Raw genomic sequence first — 18,832 nt, forward strand, 5'->3', positions numbered from 1 at the left:
ATAAACCGCCTAGTATGCTTAAAACGGTTACTAACCCTATGAAATAAAATAACTATTTTAAAAATAAATTATGATTGAAACAATTTTATGGATAATATAGCGCGCTCAGCGTAGTGAATTGTGCAAAGGTAATGTTTAAAATAAAAAGACAATTTTATCTAAGCGTATCTGCTCAGAAACTATAATAAAAACGGAGTCACATATGCAGCAAGCCAATACACCAATATGGCAACGCTTTAGCATTACCCAGCTAATAATTTTTTTACCGCTAATAGCTGCTATTATGCTCGACTCTCATATACGCTTTTTGTCATCACATATGGATTCAACGAGCCAATATCTGGCTATTAATATTCAACTTTTTTTACAGTGTATTCCCTTTTTTATTGCCCATGCGTTTGCATATCGTTTTTTACTTACACCCGCAATCATAGTTTGGCTGTTAGGCTTTTTAGCCTATCCATCTCTCTTGCTAGTATTTAATAACCAGCTTCTTAACTTTTCGCAATGGCAACACCTTGATGCACAATGTTGGACACTGTGCGCATCTGCAAGTGGTATATGGCTTATTACTAAACGCACTAATAAAAATAACAATGTGTTGAGTAATAAATGGCTTAAATCCTTGTTTTCACTTGATACAGTCATGTTTATAATACTTTTAGGTTGGGCAATAGTTACATCAAGCATACTCAATACGCACACTGATCCTATGTTAAACCAGCCTATTGAGCCTGTTATTGACGTTTATAAAGTATTCATACAGTTTGATACTTTTTTGGGTTATCTTTGGCAAATTACTGTTTGTGCCGGATTAGTATATGGAGTGTATTTATTAAATAGATATTTATTAATACGCTATGTATTAACCTATCATGGTGTACTGATGTTTTTGTTTGCAAGTTTAATAAGCCTCGTTGCACTTACACCTGTATTAACATCGTGCTTGCTACTGTTACCTATTAACGATTTACCCTCAGGCATTGCTAACTTAACACCTGGCGGTAATAATAATATTTTTAGCCCTGAAAATTATCAGTTCGTATTTTTGTTTTTGGCTATAAGCACACCGATTATTTTAGCGTTTGAACGACAGCAACAACACGTTCAAATTAGCAACATTGCCCAACAACAAACAAAAACAGAGCTAAAGCTACTTCAACAGCAAATTAACCCTCATTTTTTATTTAATACATTAAACAACCTTTACGCACTGACATTAAAAAAAGCAGATAATGCACCAGATCTTGTTATGCAATTAGCTAACTTACTGCGTTACAGTGTTTATGAAGGCCAAAAAGCACAGGTGAGTTTAGAAAAAGAAATTAATTACTTAAAAGGTTTTATTGCATTGCAGCATTTACGAAGTGCTGAGCGCTGCAACTTTGATGTGCAATGGCCTGAATATCAACAACACTATTTAATTTCGCCACTACTGTTAATAATGATTTTAGAAAACGCGATAAAGCATGGTGTAGAGCCCACCTCACAAAAAGTAACGGTTGTGTTTAAAATCACCATGGCCGATAACATACTAACGCTATTTTCCTCTAACCCTATTCTACCTAATAACAATTCAGAGCATGGGATGGGACTTAACAATTTACGCCGTAGGCTAACTCTTTTATATCCAAATAAGCACACATTAATTATTAATGAAAATAAAAACCTTTGGCAAACCACACTTAAATTGGAGCTGGCTGCATGCTAAACACAATAATTGTTGATGACGAGCCGCTCGCGCATGACGTTATACTGCATCATTTAAGTGCCCATAAAGATATTAATGTAAGCGGACAATACCTTAACGCTAAAGATGCATTATGTGCTTTAGCCACATCATCTATTGATTTGTTATTTTTAGACATAAACATGCCCGAACTATCAGGCATTGCGTTACTAAAAGTGCTCGCGAATCGACCACAAGTGATTATTATTAGTGCGTATCAAGAATATGCTTTAGCCGGTTTTGAACTTGACGTAACTGACTACCTACTAAAACCAGTCTCTGCGCAGCGCCTTGAACAAGCACTCAATAAAGTACGGAAAAAAAGAAAACACATAACGCTAAATCCCAGGGCACCTCTGACTATTACCCTTAAAATCGATCGTGAAAAACATAAAATTCAATTAGGCGATATAGACATGTTTGAGGCTTATGGAAATTATGTAAAAGTATGGCAAGGTGAAAAAGCATTACTTGCAAGCAGTACTCTCAAATACATATTGCAAGAGCTTGATACTTCATTTATTCAAGTCCACAAATCTTACGTTATTAACAAAAATAAAGTTGTTGCGTTAAGTAATGAAAGCGTTCAACTAGCATCAGGCGTGTCAGTTAAAATTGGCAAGTCATTTAAACAACAAGTGCGCGACATTATTTAATTTAAGCTCGGTTAAAGCTCCCCCTTTATTGAAAAGCCCTAATGCTTTAGGGCTTTAAATTATTTTACCTTTAAAAGGTAGCGTTACAATTTCCAATTCATTATTTTAGAAGCACGTTAAAAACGATACGTTACTGAAGCACCTAATGTTTGTGGGTTAACAACAGCAACATAACCCGTTGGGTAACGCCCGCTTGCAGGCTCTACCGACGTAAATGCTTCTTCATCTAATGTATTATTAATAAAAGCACTCACCAACCAATGATCGCTGTTATAGCTTATTGTTGCACGCGTAATTGTGTAACCGCCAGCAACACGCTCCTCGGTGTTAGTTAAATCACCGTAGTACTCGTCTACATAATTAGCGCTCACATTTAGCTTTAAGGTATCTGTAAACCAATGCGATACCCCTAAACTTGCAGTCAGTTCTGGTGCTGAATTTAATTCATTGCCCACTGCATCAGAATAAGTAGTTGATTCATCTATTTTAGTTTTTAATAAACCCAGCCCTGCGTGTAACTGCCATTGCTCACCTAACATGCTATATGCTTCAAGCTCTAAACCATAGCTATGTGCGTCGTCAATATTAGTAATTTTCCTATCAGAACTTAATGCTTGATAACCATCAAAATTATTGTAAAAAATATTAGCACTAATATTTAAATCACCATTATTTAGTACGCTACGCGAGCCCAACTCGTACGTATTTACTGATTCTTGATCGTAGTAATAATATTCCTGCGCGGTAAAATTCAAAGCACCACCACCAGCGTTATAACCACGACGAGCACTTGCAGATAGGGTCGTATCATTGTTAATTTTATATTGAATAGCTAAGGTCGGTAGCCTTATAGTGTTAGAATTGTCTAGCTGCTCAACTAATCTACTGCCACCAAAAGCCATGTCAAAATTACGAAGTTGTTCTTCACGCTCAACTCTAAGCCCAGCGGTTAAAGTAAGCTCATTAGTTAACTTAAAGCTGGTTTCGCCATAAATTGCTTTAGAGTCACTACGATCGTCACCAAAATAATTGGTTGCACCAACGCTTTTAAAGTCTTGGTCACGGTCAAAGTAAGCAATACCAACAAAGCCTGAATAAAATTCACTATTTAAGCCAAAGTTTAACTTGCTATCAATGGTGATATTTTTTTCATCCATAGAAATATCAGACTCAGCGCTTGCCAGTGCTTCATAAGCCTCGTAGCCCCATTCATAATCCATATAAGCGAGTAATATATCGAACGAAAAGTTATCATTAATTTTATAATCAATATTTACCTGAGTCGTGTCTGACTGGGTATCCATGTCACGCTGAAATAAAGGCACATAATCAAACGGTTTATCACCTTCATAATACTTACGACCCGTATTACCTTCTTCGCTATACGTTGAGTAAGTCAGCTGTACAGCTAAATCTGTTGTTGGGGTATACAGTAATTTTGCTCGCGTACTGCTGGTATTAAGGTTATTTAAGTTCTTATCTGTTGGATTGGTTTCATATATCGTTGGATTACTAAAGGTTTCACCGTTTACATATTGAGTAGACAAGCGAAATGCTAATACGTCTTCAACTAATGCCCCCGAAACAACGGCCGCTGTATCAAGGTAGCTGTCTTGATTTTTATAACCAACGCGTACAGCACCTTCAAAATCTTGTGTTGGCGCTTTAGTTGTCATATAAACAGCACCACCAATACTATTACGCCCATTACTTGTTGACTGCGGTCCACGGTATACCGCTATTTGCTCTATATCCCATAAACCGGTATCACCAGTTAAATCAGCAACAAATGGCTGACTAACCCCATCAACAAGTGTTGATACTCGCGCTTTTGAGCCACCACTAAATGAGTTAAACCCAGTTGCACCACCATTACCCGACACACCGCGCATATCTGGCACAGCGCCAGTAAGTACCACCACATTTGCCATTTCTGCCAAGGCTTCAGAAACAGAGCCTAGTTGCCCATTTTCTAATAACGAACTATCTACAACTGCAACCGATGTAATCGTATCCTTGAGTGACCTTTCGATTTTTTCGCCTGTTACAGTAATTGTATCTATTGATTCACGACTTGTTTCATCAGCAAATGCATTGCTTTGAGACAACAATAAAGAGCCTGTAATGATTAGTGAAAGCTTATTTAGTTTGAATGACCGCACCGCTATTATTCCCTTTTATGGATGGTTATTTGATTTTTCGGAAAAATAGCACAAACACGCACTTGTTGCAATTGAGTTTAATTATCATTTAGAATGGCAATATCATTAACAAGTGTTTTTATTTATGTTGCAACTTACCCTTTCTCTTATTTTATTTACTGCTACATCGCTGTTTTATCTTAGTAACCGCCACCAGCGACTACTAAGCAAACCCATTAATAAAAGCTGGCGCAAGCTCACATTTGTCCTTTTTGTTATTGCAATACCATTAGCCTTATATGCTTTTTCTAATGCGGCAGCCGTATTTTTTATCATTTTAATGATAATGCTCGCTTTAATAATAATTCCGCTCGTCAGCCTAATTAAACGCAAGGAAGTTAAATAATGTCATCTGCACAAAGGCAAAAAATAAAACCAACTTGGCTTGGAAAAAGTTTGGCGGGTTGTTTTTTAGGGCTCGCACTAGCGTTTATTCTCGTTGCTTTTTTTGCATGGTACGGAGCGGGAGGCATAGATGCGCCTGATAAAGTGCAATTTAATATGTGGATAATCCCTCTTTTATGGTTAACCATTTTTAGCTTCACATACCTGTTTAGCTCGGCAAAAAATGCTTGGCTGACGCTTGGGGGCTTAAATATAACGCTATATAGTTTATTTATAATTTTAAGGACTTGGCTATGAGAGTTAGAGCCGATATTTTGCGCACCTATCAAGGTGTGCATACATGGACAGGAATAATCACAGGCTTAGTCCTTTTTATAGGGTTTTATGCTGGTAGTTTAACCATGTATAAACACGAATTAGCACAGTGGGCAAAACCCGTCAGTGCACCAGTGACTAAACCATACACTAACAATTACCAAACATTAGTTGACCAAGCAATAGTTAAGTACCCTGAGCAAATGGGCAATGGCTTTTCCCTCGATTTACTAACAAATCAAGCACCGCTCTCTTGGTACAGCCAAGGAAAAGAGCGCGGTATGGCACTTGATAACCAATTACAGGCGCTACATATAAACCAGCAAAATAATCTGGTTATACAGCAACAAAGTGAGAATAAACTTGCAGATTTAATAGATTATTTGCATCGAACCGCAGGGTTTGCAGGCGAGATTGGTCACGACCAATCAGGGGTGTATATACTCGGTATAGCATCTGCGCTGTACTTTTTAGCATTGGTGTCTGGCGTAATTATTTTACTACCTACGCTTATAAAAACGTTTTTTGCAATACGAAAAGAAAAAGGCGCTAGTCGTTTTTGGCTCGACAGCCATAATTTAGTTGGGATCGCCAGCCTGCCTTTTCATTTAATTATAGCGTTTACTGTTGTTGTGTTTGCATTTCATGATCTAATTTATGATGGTCTATCAGCATTTTATGACGATAAATCCTTTTTTCAACGCCCTGCCCCAGCAGCACATAATTATCATATTGCAAATTTACCAAGTATAGATAAACAGCTCCTAGCGGCAAAAAACTACGCTACAGGTTATGAGCCAATTCATATTGCGTTTAATCGTTTAAACACAAACAGTCCAACAGCAACATTAAAAATGAGTAATAGCAGCGCTGTCGTTCGCGGACCTGATACTGACTACTTATTTCTACATCCTTATACATTAGAAGTACTTAACTCAAGCTATCCGCAAGGAGATGAGGGTGTTTGGGGTAATATAGTAGGAAGTTTCTTTTCACTTCACTTTGGTACTTATGGAGGTGAATGGGGGCGTTGGGGGTATTTTATTATGGGGCTGCTTGGCGCATTCTTATTTTATTCTGGTAACTTATTGTGGTTAGACAAACGCTTTAAAAAAGATCCAAACAAACGAAGCACACGATTTATGGCAAATTTAACAATTGGTGTGTGTGTAGGTTCAATAATTGCCGTGGTTGCCACGTTATTGCAAGCTAAATGGACAAACCTATATATAGAGAACGCAAATTACAGTTACCTTTATAGTTACTATTTGGTATTTTTTGTTTTTGTTGCTTATACCTTTTTTAAAGGAACTCACCACGCTAGCTATTGGGGCTTAATCGGCATTGCATTTTTATCTGCTGGTATGGGAGTTTCAACACTAGTACAGGCTTTATTAGCTGATGATTTTTTTAAATATTATCAAAGCGGTATTGTTGATATTAGCGCTGCAGTATTTGCGTTAATATTTTATTATTGTGCAAAAAAAGTTAGATACAAATCAGCAAGCTATGCCGTTATGCCTGCATAGTGGCCACAAACTTAATGAGGCGTATAGCACGCCTCATTAATCGAGTTACATATAAATATAATTTAGCTTAGTGTTTTTGCTGGCTCTGTAACAGACTTTTCTCGCGTTACAAAGTAGCAAATTAGCGAGCCCACGGTTACCAGTACAACTCCTTGCCAAAACGAAGCGCTCAGCGTAATAGATAAATACAGCGCTGAAATAATAGTAGAAAACACCGGTGTAAAGTACGAAAGTGTGCCAAGCAGCATTAAGTTACCGCCAATAATAGCTTGGTTCCACAGTGCATACCCGCTCCCTACCACTACTCCTGCTAATAGCAATGTTATGCTTGAGCTGAGTGAAAACGTTAATGGTGCTTCATTACTAAAAGCATATTGCGCCCATAAACTCATTGCCGTAACAGTAAAGAATAACGTAATGGCATTTTTGCCATTACTCAGCTTCTGCGTAACTACGCAATAAATAGCCCATATAAACGCTGCAGTTAATGCCATTAAATAAGTAGCAGGATTATCAGCAAAGTTAGCTACAAGCGTATCGAGTGACATTTCTTGATCGCCCGTAATACACCAAGCAACGCCTAAAAAAGCAATAATCATGCTTGGGTACACCCAATAACTTACTTTTTTGCGACCAATAATAATAGAGAGCAATATAGTCAGCGTGGGCCATAAATAATTAATAACCGCCATTTCCATTGCCTGATGACGGCTATTTGCCATACCAATAGAAAGCGCCAAGCAAATTTCGTACGATACAAATAATAAAGTACCTACTACCAGGTAGCGTCTTGAAAACCCACTAAACTTAGGCACTCCCATAACCAAAATTAAAAATATCGCACTGACAGAGTACATAGCCGCAGCACCACCAATGGGGCTAAACAACTCAGAAATATCCCGTAGTAATGCCACTAAGCAACTCCACAGTAATATTGCAGCAACTCCATAAAGCGTGTATTTATTTTTGCTTAAAAACTCCATTTGCCAATCCAAAAGTACTACTCGTAAATTTGAAACTAAACTAACAGTAATTATTTAATTAAACAATTAGGGTCTGTTGATCTTTCAAGGTTAAATTTGCAGCAGTCTGTTTGGTATTTAGGCAAGGCAGAGCCTATATAGTGTGGTTATTCCCCATAAATGGGCGATAACGTAGCATTAATGCCAAACAGGCGCTGCCCAAAGGGTTCTTCCTAGGGACTACTTACTCTTTGTTGCTCGGTTTTTACTTAGCCCACTAGGTTACAAATCTCGCGCCGCGATTAAATAGCCCATAGTTTGAACAAATTTTAATCCGCAAAGATCAACAGACCCTAAAGTTTATAGCTTAAACCTCTTCCCCTGTTTTTTACATTCACACTTTTTAGTAATTGACCTTTTGGTCAGTAAAGCTACAATCAATCAATACGTTAAACACGCAAACTCAACAATGACCACACAAATAAAACCAAATAAAAAAGAAGTAACACGCGAAAAAAACCAAAAACTAATTTTAGATGCCGCCGAGCAATTGTTTTCGCAATTAGGTTACGACGGAGCAAGTATGAGCATGGTTGCTAAAGAAGCGCAGGTGCCAAAAGCTAATATTTTGTATTACTTTAAAAGTAAGGATGGTCTGTACGAGTCTGTGATCGACCGCATAATAGCTAATTGGAACTTAGGGCTAGATAACGTCACAATTAACGACGATCCAGCTACCGTGCTTTATAACTATATTAAAAGTAAAGTAATACTCGCCGTAAATCAGCCAATGCAATCTCGCTTATTTGCCAGCGAAATACTGCGCGGTGCCCCTTATTTACAAAACTACTTTAGAACCAATACCCGCCCTTGGGTTAAGCAAAAAGTTGATGTACTTCAAGCGTGGATGGACGCAGATAAAATGGATAAGGTTGATCCCTACCATTTGCTCTTTACTATTTGGTCTACCACGCAGTATTACGCCGATTTTCAGGCTGAGGTTTTACTCGTAATGAACAAATTAGAGTACGACAAAACCGATGTGGCACAAATTACGCAATCAATTGCCCACATAATTTTAAAAGGTATTGGTCTTAAAATACCTGAGCAAAGTGAGACTTAACCCATGACACCCTTTACTACACCCGATTTATTTGACGATCATCGCGATAGCGCACAAGTAGCCGACAGTGGCCTTTATCACTTTGGTAAAAAAACCACGTTTTACGGTCAAGTCGTTACCGTTACCTGCCCAGAAGACAACTCTTTTGCCGCCGATATATTGCATGAAAATGGTGAAGGTAAAGTATTAGTTATAAACGGGTTTGCGAGCAAACGCTTTGCGTTTATTGGCGATATTATGGCTGAGCGTGCCCTAAATAATGGCTGGGAAGGGGTAATAATAAATGGCTGTTGCCGAGATATCGAAATACTCGCCACTATGGACTTACCGGTTATGGCGCTAGGCTCTACACCGCGTAGTACCTTAAAGCGCGGCTTTGGTGATAAAAACCAAGCTGTTACCATGCTTGGCACCACCATAGAACCTAACGATTGGGTTTACGCCGATATTAACGGTTTAATCATCAGTAAAACGTCCCTTATTTAGCGCTCACAACCATATAAATAAAGACCAATTTGGTGCACCTGCGCACCAAATTGGTTTGTTTTAGCTCATTTTAATACCACTATTTTTACAGCCCATATTTACTAACCTCATACAACTCGCCAAATCCTGACCAATTGGACAGGGTTTTAATTTATGGCATTCCTCTTGCTTAGGTTTTAAACAATATAATAAGCTAACCGATTAAAAAGCGGATCAGGCTCTGTAAAATAAAAACAAGATGTTACGCAGTGAGCTGAAAAATAATAAAAATTAATCCGTCTTTTTAATCACTCTAAATCTGAACTGCTTGGTCAGATTTTTTATAACGAGTGGTGATATGAGTACCAAAAATAATAATACGACCGGTATTTTTTGTGACCATGGTCCTAAGGCATGGCAAACACATTACCAAGGCACGCTTATTAATAAGCGTCTTGCGATTAAAGATGTATTTGCAATTAAAGACGAGCGTAACAGCGCAGGCAATCCACATTGGTTTAAAACAGCTAAACCGGCTCAGAATACGGCAAGCTCGGTTAATAAGCTCATGACCGCTGGTTGTAACTTTATAGGCTTTACCCATACCGATGAGCTTGCTTACAGCTTAGAGGGAAATAACATTCACTATGGTGCAGCACAAAACCCAAAACTTAGCGGTCATGCAAGTGGCGGTTCGAGTATGGGTTCTGCTGCATCCGTTGCTGCTAACTTAGCCGATATTGGCTTAGGCACCGACACTGGCGGCTCAATTAGAATACCCGCCAGCTATTGTGGTTTATTTGGTATAAGGCCAAGCCATAACGTGATTGAAAAAGACGGCCTAATACCGTTGGCACCGCCTTTTGATACTATAGGTTGGCTTACCCAAAGCGCCGAGCTATTAAGCAGCGTTGGCAATGTATTATTACCACAACAACCTATTAATAAAGTAAATACGTTAGTTATTTGCGAAGCACTCTTTGAACTTGTTGACCCCTCTTTACAAGCACCACTGGGTAATCTTTTAGAAAAAACCAAACCTTATTTTAATCATCATATCGAGTTTAAACTCCCCAACGTTGGTTTACTAAGTGAGCTTGCCGATACCTTTAGAATATTACAAGGTCGTGCGATTGCTAAAACGCACCGAGATTGGATTGAACTCCCAGATCAGCTTTCTCATTTTGCGCCAGCAATTGCAGCTCGTTTTAAAATGGCACTGGCTTTAACCGAGCAAGAAGAACAAGAGGCATTAAAAATACAGTATGAGTGGCAAGCAATCGTCGCTAAAAACCTAAATAAGCACAGCTGCTTATTTTTACCTACCACCCCTACAACCGCACCTAAATTAGGCGCCGACACAAGCGCCTTACGCATGCAAATTATTACGCTTTCGGCAATTGCAGGGCTGAGTGGTTCGGCGCAAGTACACTTACCGCTGGCTAATTTAGCAAATGCACATCCGTATGGCTTTTCATTAATGATGAGCCACGGTAACGATAAAAGCCTACTTGCGTGCGTACAACAATTAGCTGCACACTTAAAAAAGGACACACCGGCATGACCACACACAACATTGCATTTACCGCGTCTCATTTTTCGGCCACTGAGGCAGGTATAAGTATATTAAAACAAGGTGGTACAGCCACCGAGGCTATGGTAGCCGCGGCCGCTGCTATCAGCGTTGTATATCCACATATGAACTCAATTGGTGGCGATAGCTTTTGGCTTATCGATAACCCAAACCAAAAAACGCCCATCGCTATTGACGCCTGCGGCCGAGCTGCAAGTAATACAAGTGCTTATAACACGCTCACACAAATACCAGAGCGCGGCGGACTAAGCGCATTGACTCAAGCGGGTACAATACGCGGTTGGCAAAAAGCCCTTGAGCTAGATGAACACGCAGCACTGCCACTGTCAAAAATTTTAGCGCCCGCCATTGCACTTGCTCGCGAGGGCTTTACCGTTACAAAAAGCTTGCAAGCAGGCTGCGAAAAGCTAGCTGCTGCAAATAATACCAATGACGCGTTTAAAAGCCTCTATATACCCAATGGTAAGCCCTTGCAAGCAGGTCAGCATTTTAAAAACCCTAAACTTGCAGCAACATTTGAACACTTAGCAAAACAGGGTTTAAACGCATTTTATGAAGGTGCACTTGCTAACTCATTTGCCGCCGACTTAGCAAAAGCAGGTAGCTCAATTACCGTAAGTGATATTGCAAATACTAAAGCCGAGGTCGTTACTGCGCTAAATGCAAACTTATCAGGTATTGATTGCTATAACTTACCCGCACCAACACAAGGCGTGCATTCACTGCAAATAATTGGTGCCGTAAATAAACTAAAACACAAAGCTAAAACCGATGCCGACTGGATGCATTTAATTGTTGAGGCAACCAAACAAAGCTTTACCCATCGCCCTACTCTTTGGGCTGACCCTGAAGTATTAGGAGACGGTTATAAAAACGCACTAACCGATAATCGCTTAAGCCAACTTGCTAATAATATTGATATGACCAAAGCCAAAAAATGGCCTTTTAGCGCAGAGCCTGGCGATACCGTGTGGATGGCAGCTAGAGATAAAAACGGCCAATTAGTCAGCTTTATTCAAAGTATTTATTGGGAATTTGGCAGCGGAATATTAATGAGCGAAGGCGGTTTTGTGTGGAATAACCGTGGTTTAAGCTTTAGTTTAAACAATGAAGGTATTGATGCGGATAACAATATTAACGCCCTTGCGCCAAATAAAAAGCCGGCTCATACACTTAACCCAGCAATGGCAAAGTTTAGCGATGGTCGTCGCCTTGCCTACGGCACTATGGGCGGTGAAGGGCAACCACAAACCCAAGCCGCTGTTTTTGCAGGCTACGCATGGCGAAATAAATCAATAAACCAAGCCATTAGCGACCCTCGTTGGTTACTTGGGCGCACATGGGGTGATACAAGTACAAATTTAAAAATTGAAAAAGGGTTAGTTTTTCATATAGAACATGAATTAAATCAACGTGACCACGATTGGGTAAGCGTTGATAATAATAACGAAATGATGGGGCACGCTGGGGCTATTTTAGATACACCTACAAGCCTTGAAGCAGCAACAGATCCTCGTTCAGATGGACGTGCAACCGTAACTACAGCAGGAACACAATGTCAGAAATAATAAACCAATGGCCAATAGTAGTAGCCTTAATAGCAACCGGTATTTTTGCCGGAATTTTAGCAGGACTTTTTGGTGTAGGCGGGGGTATTGTTATCGTACCTGTGCTGTATTTTTTACTGCAAGGCTTTGGCGTAAGCCCAGAGTCGGCAATGATGATAGCCACAGCTACATCACTTGCAACCATAGTACCTACTTCGCTTTCATCTATTCGCTCGCATCATAGCAAAGGCAATATTGACCTTGCGCTAATAAAATACTGGGCACCGTTTATATTAGTTATGGCGGTAGTCGGTAGTATTATTGCTCATACCGTTCGCGGTAACGCATTAGTGCTCATGTTTGCCTGCATTGCTATTTTAGTCAGTTTAAACATGTTATTTAGAGCCGGCGCACCCGCGCTTGTAAACCAACTGCCAGGTAAATTTGGTCAAGGCGTTATGGCAAGCATTGTAGGTGGTTTATCAGTAATGATTGGCATAGGCGGCGGTACTATTGGCGTACCTATGCTTAACGCATTTAATGTACGTGCCCACGTTGCAGTAGGTACTGCGGCCGTTTTTGGCTTATTGATTGCGCTACCTGGCGTAATTACCTTATTAAGTATTGGCACAACGCCAACCGATGCTCCCCTAGGTACGTGGGGGTTAGTTAACCTCCCTGCCTTTTTTCTTATTATTCCGCTAACTATTTTATTTGCGCCTATTGGCGTAAAAATTGGTAGTAAGCTGGATCAAAAACAACTAAAACGCGCTTTTGCCGTTGTCTTAATGATAACGGGTATTCGCATGCTCATTCAGACTCTGGGAGCCTAAAAAATGTTTAGCAACACGCAAATTCAAACCTTAAACCCACCACAGCGTTTATTAATGGGACCAGGTCCAATTAATGCCGACCCTCGTGTTTTACGTGCTATGTCGGCGCAGCTTATCGGTCAATACGACCCAGTAATGACCGGTTTTATGAACGAAACTATGGCGCGTTACCGCGAAATATTTAAAACTAAAAACGAATGGACCATGCTAATAGATGGCACATCGCGCGCTGGGATTGAAGCCGTACTGTGCTCTATTTTGCGCCCTGGCGATAAAGTATTGGTGCCAATTATGGGGCGTTTTGGGCATTTACTGGCTGAAATTGCAGAACGCGTTGGCGCAAAGGTGCACACAATAGAAGTACCGTGGGGCGAAGTATTTACCCCTGAACAAATCGAAAAAGCCATTGTTGATGTAAAACCCCATGTGCTTGCCATGGTACAAGGCGATACATCCACCACCATGAACCAACCTCTTGAGCATATTGGCGATATTTGCCAAAAGCACGATGTACTATTTTATTGCGATGCCACCGCATCCATTGTGGGTAACGAACTTCCTGCCGATGAATGGAAACTCGATGCACTTTCGGTTGGTCTGCAAAAATGTTTAGGCGGACCGTCTGGTTCAGCACCTTTAACACTCAGTGACAAGTGCGCCGAGTGGATCCAAAAACGTAAAAAGGTAGAAGCAGGTATTCGCACTGCCGATCATACCGACGGCACAGAGCCATTTGTACGCTCAAACTACTTTGATTTAGGTATGATCATGAATTACTGGGGCGAAGAGCGCCTTAACCACCACACCGAAGCCACCAGCATGCTGTATTGCGCCTCAGAATGTGCTCGCATTGTTATTGAAGAAGGCGTGGATAACTGCGTAGCGCGCCACAAATTACATGGCGATGCCATGCTAACAGGCATTCAAGCGCTCGGCTTAAATGTATTTGGTGATTTAACACATAAAATGAACAACGTACTGGGTGTGTATATACCCGAGGGCATTAATGCCGATCACGTACGCGGACAAATGCTAACCGATTTCGGAATAGAAATTGGCACCTCGTTTGGCCCGCTGCATGGCAAAATTTGGCGTATTGGCACTATGGGCTACAACGCCCGCAAAGATGCTGTATTACAAACACTCGCAAGCTTAGACGCTTGCTTACATGCCAACGGTTACAAAGGCCCTAAAGGCGAAGCCGCTATTGCCGCCCTTGCTCACTATAAATAAAAAAAGGATTTAGCATGACGATTGTAAGCCCACAACACAGCCCTTTATTAGATAAAGAACTTGCTGATGAATACGCAACACGCGCTTTATCTCGCTGTAAAACCCTCAGCGCACTATCGCAAATGCAAGGCGGTATTCACCGCGTGTACTTATCAAAAGAGCACAAAGAGTGTAACGCTGTTACTGCATCGTGGATGGTTGAGGCAGGCATGCAATCGTGGCAAGACGAAGTGGGCAACCTTTGGGGGCGACTAAAATCATCAAACCCACATGCTAAACGTTTAATTATAGGATCGCACCTCGACACAGTACCAAACGCAGGTGCGTTTGATGGTATTTTAGGTGTACTGCTGGGGATAGAAATTGCAGCGCTTGCACATAAGTTAAAGCTCGACCTGCCCTTTCATTTAGATGTAGTGGGCTTTTGCGATGAAGAAGGCACCCGCTTTGCCACAACTTTAATTGGCTCAAAAGCCCTCGCTAACGAATTTGATCCACAGTGGCTAAACATTGAAGACACAAACGGCATAACTATGCGCCAAGCCATGCTCGACTTTGGCCTAAACCCTAACGACTACGCAAAGGCCGCACTAAACAAAAACGAATTACTAGGTTACTGGGAAACTCATATTGAACAAGGTCCGGTGCTCGAATCGGTTAATCAGGCGTTAGGCGTTGTAACGGCTATTGCAGGGGCAAAACGCGCCATGCTTACCCTAACAGGCCAAAGCGGTCATGCGGGTACAACCCCTATGAACTTACGTCAGGATTCCCTAGCTGGTTGCGCCGAACTAGTAACCGAAATCGAAAAACTAGCAAACAATGCTAAAAATGGCGAAGTTGCCACCGTGGGGCAAATACAATCTCGCCCCGGTGCTACAAACGTGATTGCCGGTAAAACAACCATAAGCCTAGACGCACGCGCACAAAGCGACACCGATCTCGCTAACTTACTAAGCGCCATACAAAGCAGCGCACAATCTATAGCAAGCAAACGTAATTTAACGCTTGATTGGCAATGGACGCATGCCGCCGATGCCGTAGCGTGCGACACCACTATCCAGCATTTGTTCTCAAGCGCATGTAAACTCAATAACCAAGCATCACCTTCACTTGCCTCAGGCGCTGGACACGATGCAATGGCAATCGCTCCTATTTGCCCCGTTGGAATGTTGTTTATACGCAGCCCTGGCGGTATAAGCCATCACCCAGCAGAGGCTGTTATCGACAAAGATGTAACAAAAGCACTCAGTGTAATGTACAGCGCGCTTTTACTTTACGTGAAAGAGTGTGAGTGATTTTAAGGTAATCGAGTAAACCAAGTATATTAACTTGGTATGCTTAGGGGCTTAAACCTCCTCAAAGCCATTTGGAGGTTATTACTGAAGGCTGGTAAATGCAGGAAAACGCAGGAATATACGTTATTTAAAGTAGCTTTATCGAGCTACCCTTTGCTCTTTTAGGCTAAGGCGTTTATGTGAGCTATATACATGTTGAATGTTTGTACCATTGACCAAATATGCATCCATTTCAACGGTAATTAGCCCCGATAATGGCTTGATTTCGAGAACACCCAACTCACCTAAATTTGCAGATAGTAAAGTATTATTCCTAAAAGCGAACAAAGTTTTGTCAGTATCTCGTAAGTCACCATTTACATATAATTTAGCACCACTAAACCAAGCGTTAATTATTTTAACTTTGATTGACTTAACAGTAAATTCAAAGGATTTTCTCATCAGATCTCCATACCCAGAAAATGTAATTACTATACTTTATGTTCTTATGTGTTTTGCGCACAAACACTTTCTTTTAATACCCGCTTAGTCGATGCTGGGTAATTTTTTAGTGCAGCCAAAGGACGAATTGGCCGCTGAACCAAATTACCTGAGCAGTTTGGGCACACGTTATTTAACAGCATTTGAGCACAGCCAGAACAAAACGTGCATTCAAATGAACAAATAAAAGCCTCAGTGGACTGTGCAGGTAGATTCTTATCACAACATTCACAATTAGGTCTTAAATCTAACATTTAGAGCTCCTTTTTAACGGACCTGTAAATGAACTCGTTTTTAATGTATTGATATTAAGAAATAAACCATAGCCAGATTCTTTTTTTGATTAAATCATTTACTGTATCTGCACACAAAATATTAAAAAATGTTGTTTTAATTGGTGTTTGAGTATTTTTTACTATTGGACTGCATTGAGCCTATGTATTTTGTGAGAATTGTATCCACCAAGATTAACTACAGCATCATGGCAATGCACGTTGAATGTTTTTTTTGACATATATAATGATAAAGCGAGAGAATATAGTTCTTTTTCTTTTAAAGGGATATGGCAGAGTATGTCATTCTCTAATATTAGAAGTGCGTAGCCAGAACCATCTCTAGCTTCCCATTGAACAAACTCCTTAATTGTTGTATTACCTGACTGCACCCAAGCAGATACATTTGCTGAAAATAGAGCCAAAATTAAAACTAGTTTTTTCATAAATTGTCCTTGAAGAGAAGTAAATATAGCAAGCCGGCGAGTTTATGCGCTTTATAATTAATAAATCATAGCCGACTTCCTATTTTGATTCAATCGTTTACCCTGTTATATAAAGTATAGCAAAGTAGCTAACTACTGCTTAATAACTACTTTAGCTATCCTTTACTCTAGCATCCGATTAAACAAACGTCTTAGTTGCTATAATTGCCTACCAAATCAAAATATAGCCACCCGTTTTACTTTAATGCTTATTTAATCGTTACCTTTGCATCACTTACCCATGTCTCAGTTATAGCTTCATCATTTTTATCAACTAAATACGCGCGTATGTTTACCGGATTATTGTTAGCTTGTTTGTAGTCAAATGCTAATCGCCATTGGTTTGTACCAACTACCGGATAAACCCCAATAGGCTCTAGTATTTCACCGTTGCTGGCTTCAACAATCGGCTTTATACCACTTTTGTTATCTAAGCCTTTAAATACAGGGCCTTCAAAATCAATCACCATTTTGTTAACGCCTTCAGGAATAGGCTGGCCAGGAATTCCGCCTAAGCCTTGGCGAGTATTAACAACGCTTGCAAGTGTTTTTGATTTTGGATCGAGTGGACGCCACTCAATATCATAAGAAAATGTAAACTCATCACCTTTACGCGCCTCTTTTTCGGGCACCCAATAGGCAACAATGTTGTCAAACGTTTCATCTTTTGTTGGAATCTCTATTAACTGAACTGCCCCTTTTCCCCAGTCACCAGTAGGTTTTATCCACGCTGATGAGCGCTTATTATAAAATACGCCATCGTCTTGGTAGTTATTAAAGTCACGATCTCTTTGAATTAAGCCAAACCCTTTTGGGTTCTCATCAATAAAGCTATTGGTCGAAACCGACTGAGGATTATTTAATGGGCGCCAAACGTATTGACCCGATCCGGTGTGAATCGCCAGGCCATCGCTGTCGTGAATTTCTGGGCGCCAATCTTTGGCAGTTGTTTTATCTTTTTGTGAGTACCAATACATACTGGTTAGCGGTGCTACGCCTAAGCGTTCAACATCGGCGCGCATATACAAATTAGCCGTTACAGAGGTGATGTGGCCTTTAGCTTCTTTGTTATCTTTGCTTAAACCAAATCGATAAGCACCAGTGATAGAAGGCCCTTCAAGCAATGCCCAAACAGACACACTTTCACCTTTTTTCTCTGCAGGACCAATCCAAAATGCAGAAAAACGCGGAAATTCTTCTGGCTGATTCATACCCGTATTAATCGCGATACCTCGAGCCGACAGTCCATATTGCCCCTCTGGCCCGTCGGTACGAAAATAAGACGCGCCTAAAAAAGATATCCAATCTGGTTTCATATCTGGCCGCATTATTCTAAAGCCTGCAAATCCAAATCCTTCAGGGAGGTCGTGAGCTGGGCTATCATCAGGCATATCAAAAACGTCATTACTAAAAGGTATGTTTTGAACCTGATTTTTATCATCTCTGATGTAAATACTTACTGGCTCAGGAAAATATCGCCCAGGGTAAAATAATTGTACGGGCGCCTTTTTTCCACTTGGGTATAAGGTTTCATCTTCTTTAAAGCGTATTTTCCAGTGTTCGTCATACGTAATTTTATCAATTAACTTCGGCGCTGGCACCTTAGTTGGCGTATAGGGCTTTTCGGCTGAGGCTTTTGCCAGCGCTTTTAAGTCTTCGAATGAAAACTCCGTTTGATCTACTGCTTCTGTCGCGTAAGACGACATCGAAGTGCTAAAAATAATTGCGATAAATAACTTTAATTTCATAAAAAGAATGTCCAATA

16 protein-coding genes are annotated in these 18,832 nt (G+C 40.4%); 10 read left to right on the forward strand and 6 right to left on the reverse strand.

Going from position 1 to position 18,832, the window contains the following annotated elements; all coding sequences use genetic code 11:
• The first annotated feature begins 202 nt into the window (after window positions 1–202).
• Window positions 203–1,711, forward strand: coding sequence for a histidine kinase (locus tag BW142_RS06135; protein WP_076924274.1), 1,509 nt, complete (start codon window positions 203–205; stop codon window positions 1,709–1,711).
• Window positions 1,705–2,385: a LytTR family DNA-binding domain-containing protein gene (locus tag BW142_RS06140; protein WP_076924275.1), complete on the forward strand. Its 681-nt coding sequence runs from the start codon at window positions 1,705–1,707 to the stop codon at window positions 2,383–2,385. Before BW142_RS06135 ends, BW142_RS06140 begins: the two co-directional genes overlap by 7 nt.
• A gap of 116 nt (window positions 2,386–2,501) precedes the next feature.
• Here the strand turns inward: BW142_RS06140 and BW142_RS06145 are convergent, their stop codons facing one another.
• A complete protein-coding gene (locus BW142_RS06145; protein WP_076924276.1) occupies window positions 2,502–4,553 on the reverse strand; it encodes a TonB-dependent receptor in 2,052 nt (683 codons plus the stop codon).
• A gap of 671 nt (window positions 4,554–5,224) precedes the next feature.
• On the opposite strand from BW142_RS06145, the gene BW142_RS06160 reads away from it, so the two are divergent.
• A complete protein-coding gene (locus BW142_RS06160; RefSeq protein ID WP_076924278.1) occupies window positions 5,225–6,775 on the forward strand; it encodes a PepSY-associated TM helix domain-containing protein in 1,551 nt (516 codons plus the stop codon).
• A gap of 62 nt (window positions 6,776–6,837) precedes the next feature.
• Here the strand turns inward: BW142_RS06160 and yddG are convergent, their stop codons facing one another.
• Window positions 6,838–7,758: an aromatic amino acid DMT transporter YddG gene (gene yddG, locus BW142_RS06165; protein ID WP_076924279.1), complete on the reverse strand. Its 921-nt coding sequence runs from the start codon at window positions 7,756–7,758 to the stop codon at window positions 6,838–6,840.
• A 448-nt stretch (window positions 7,759–8,206) separates the two neighbouring features.
• On the opposite strand from yddG, the gene BW142_RS06170 reads away from it, so the two are divergent.
• From BW142_RS06170 to BW142_RS06200, 7 genes are all read left to right on the forward strand, one after another.
• The gene (locus tag BW142_RS06170) at window positions 8,207–8,860 is read left to right on the forward strand and encodes a TetR/AcrR family transcriptional regulator (RefSeq protein ID WP_024597735.1); all 654 of its coding nucleotides are present in this window, start codon (window positions 8,207–8,209) and stop codon (window positions 8,858–8,860) included.
• A 3-nt stretch (window positions 8,861–8,863) separates the two neighbouring features.
• On the forward strand, window positions 8,864–9,346 hold the full coding sequence (locus BW142_RS06175; protein ID WP_076924280.1) for a putative 4-hydroxy-4-methyl-2-oxoglutarate aldolase: 483 nt from the start codon (window positions 8,864–8,866) through the stop codon (window positions 9,344–9,346).
• Window positions 9,347–9,683: 337 nt separating this feature from the next.
• Window positions 9,684–10,889 (forward strand): amidase family protein, encoded by a 1,206-nt coding sequence (locus BW142_RS06180; protein ID WP_076924281.1) that lies wholly within the window; start codon window positions 9,684–9,686, stop codon window positions 10,887–10,889.
• Window positions 10,886–12,487, forward strand: a complete 1,602-nt coding sequence (locus BW142_RS06185; RefSeq protein ID WP_076924282.1) for a gamma-glutamyltransferase — start codon at window positions 10,886–10,888, stop codon at window positions 12,485–12,487. Before BW142_RS06180 ends, BW142_RS06185 begins: the two co-directional genes overlap by 4 nt.
• Window positions 12,475–13,299, forward strand: a complete 825-nt coding sequence (locus BW142_RS06190) for a sulfite exporter TauE/SafE family protein (protein WP_076924283.1) — start codon at window positions 12,475–12,477, stop codon at window positions 13,297–13,299. Before BW142_RS06185 ends, BW142_RS06190 begins: the two co-directional genes overlap by 13 nt.
• Before the next feature lie 3 nt (window positions 13,300–13,302).
• Window positions 13,303–14,532, forward strand: coding sequence for an alanine--glyoxylate aminotransferase family protein (locus BW142_RS06195; RefSeq protein WP_076924284.1), 1,230 nt, complete (start codon window positions 13,303–13,305; stop codon window positions 14,530–14,532).
• A 14-nt stretch (window positions 14,533–14,546) separates the two neighbouring features.
• On the forward strand, window positions 14,547–15,830 hold the full coding sequence (locus BW142_RS06200) for an allantoate amidohydrolase (RefSeq protein ID WP_076924285.1): 1,284 nt from the start codon (window positions 14,547–14,549) through the stop codon (window positions 15,828–15,830).
• A 138-nt stretch (window positions 15,831–15,968) separates the two neighbouring features.
• On the opposite strand, the gene BW142_RS06205 is transcribed toward BW142_RS06200, so the two are convergent.
• The 4 genes from BW142_RS06205 to BW142_RS06220 all read right to left on the reverse strand — a co-directional run bounded on the left by BW142_RS06205 (window position 15,969) and on the right by BW142_RS06220 (window position 18,815).
• Window positions 15,969–16,271, reverse strand: coding sequence for a hypothetical protein (locus tag BW142_RS06205; protein ID WP_076924286.1), 303 nt, complete (start codon window positions 16,269–16,271; stop codon window positions 15,969–15,971).
• A gap of 44 nt (window positions 16,272–16,315) precedes the next feature.
• On the reverse strand, window positions 16,316–16,564 hold the full coding sequence (locus BW142_RS06210; protein ID WP_076924287.1) for a DUF1272 domain-containing protein: 249 nt from the start codon (window positions 16,562–16,564) through the stop codon (window positions 16,316–16,318).
• Between the two features lie 161 nt (window positions 16,565–16,725).
• Entirely contained in the window at window positions 16,726–17,028 is a 303-nt protein-coding gene (locus BW142_RS06215; RefSeq protein ID WP_076924288.1) for a hypothetical protein, read from the reverse strand.
• Window positions 17,029–17,276: 248 nt separating this feature from the next.
• Window positions 17,277–18,815: a glucan biosynthesis protein gene (locus BW142_RS06220; protein ID WP_076924289.1), complete on the reverse strand. Its 1,539-nt coding sequence runs from the start codon at window positions 18,813–18,815 to the stop codon at window positions 17,277–17,279.
• Window positions 18,816–18,832: the final 17 nt, after the last annotated feature.

Source organism: Pseudoalteromonas sp. EB27, assembly GCF_001974875.1.
GTDB lineage: Bacteria > Pseudomonadota > Gammaproteobacteria > Enterobacterales > Alteromonadaceae > Pseudoalteromonas.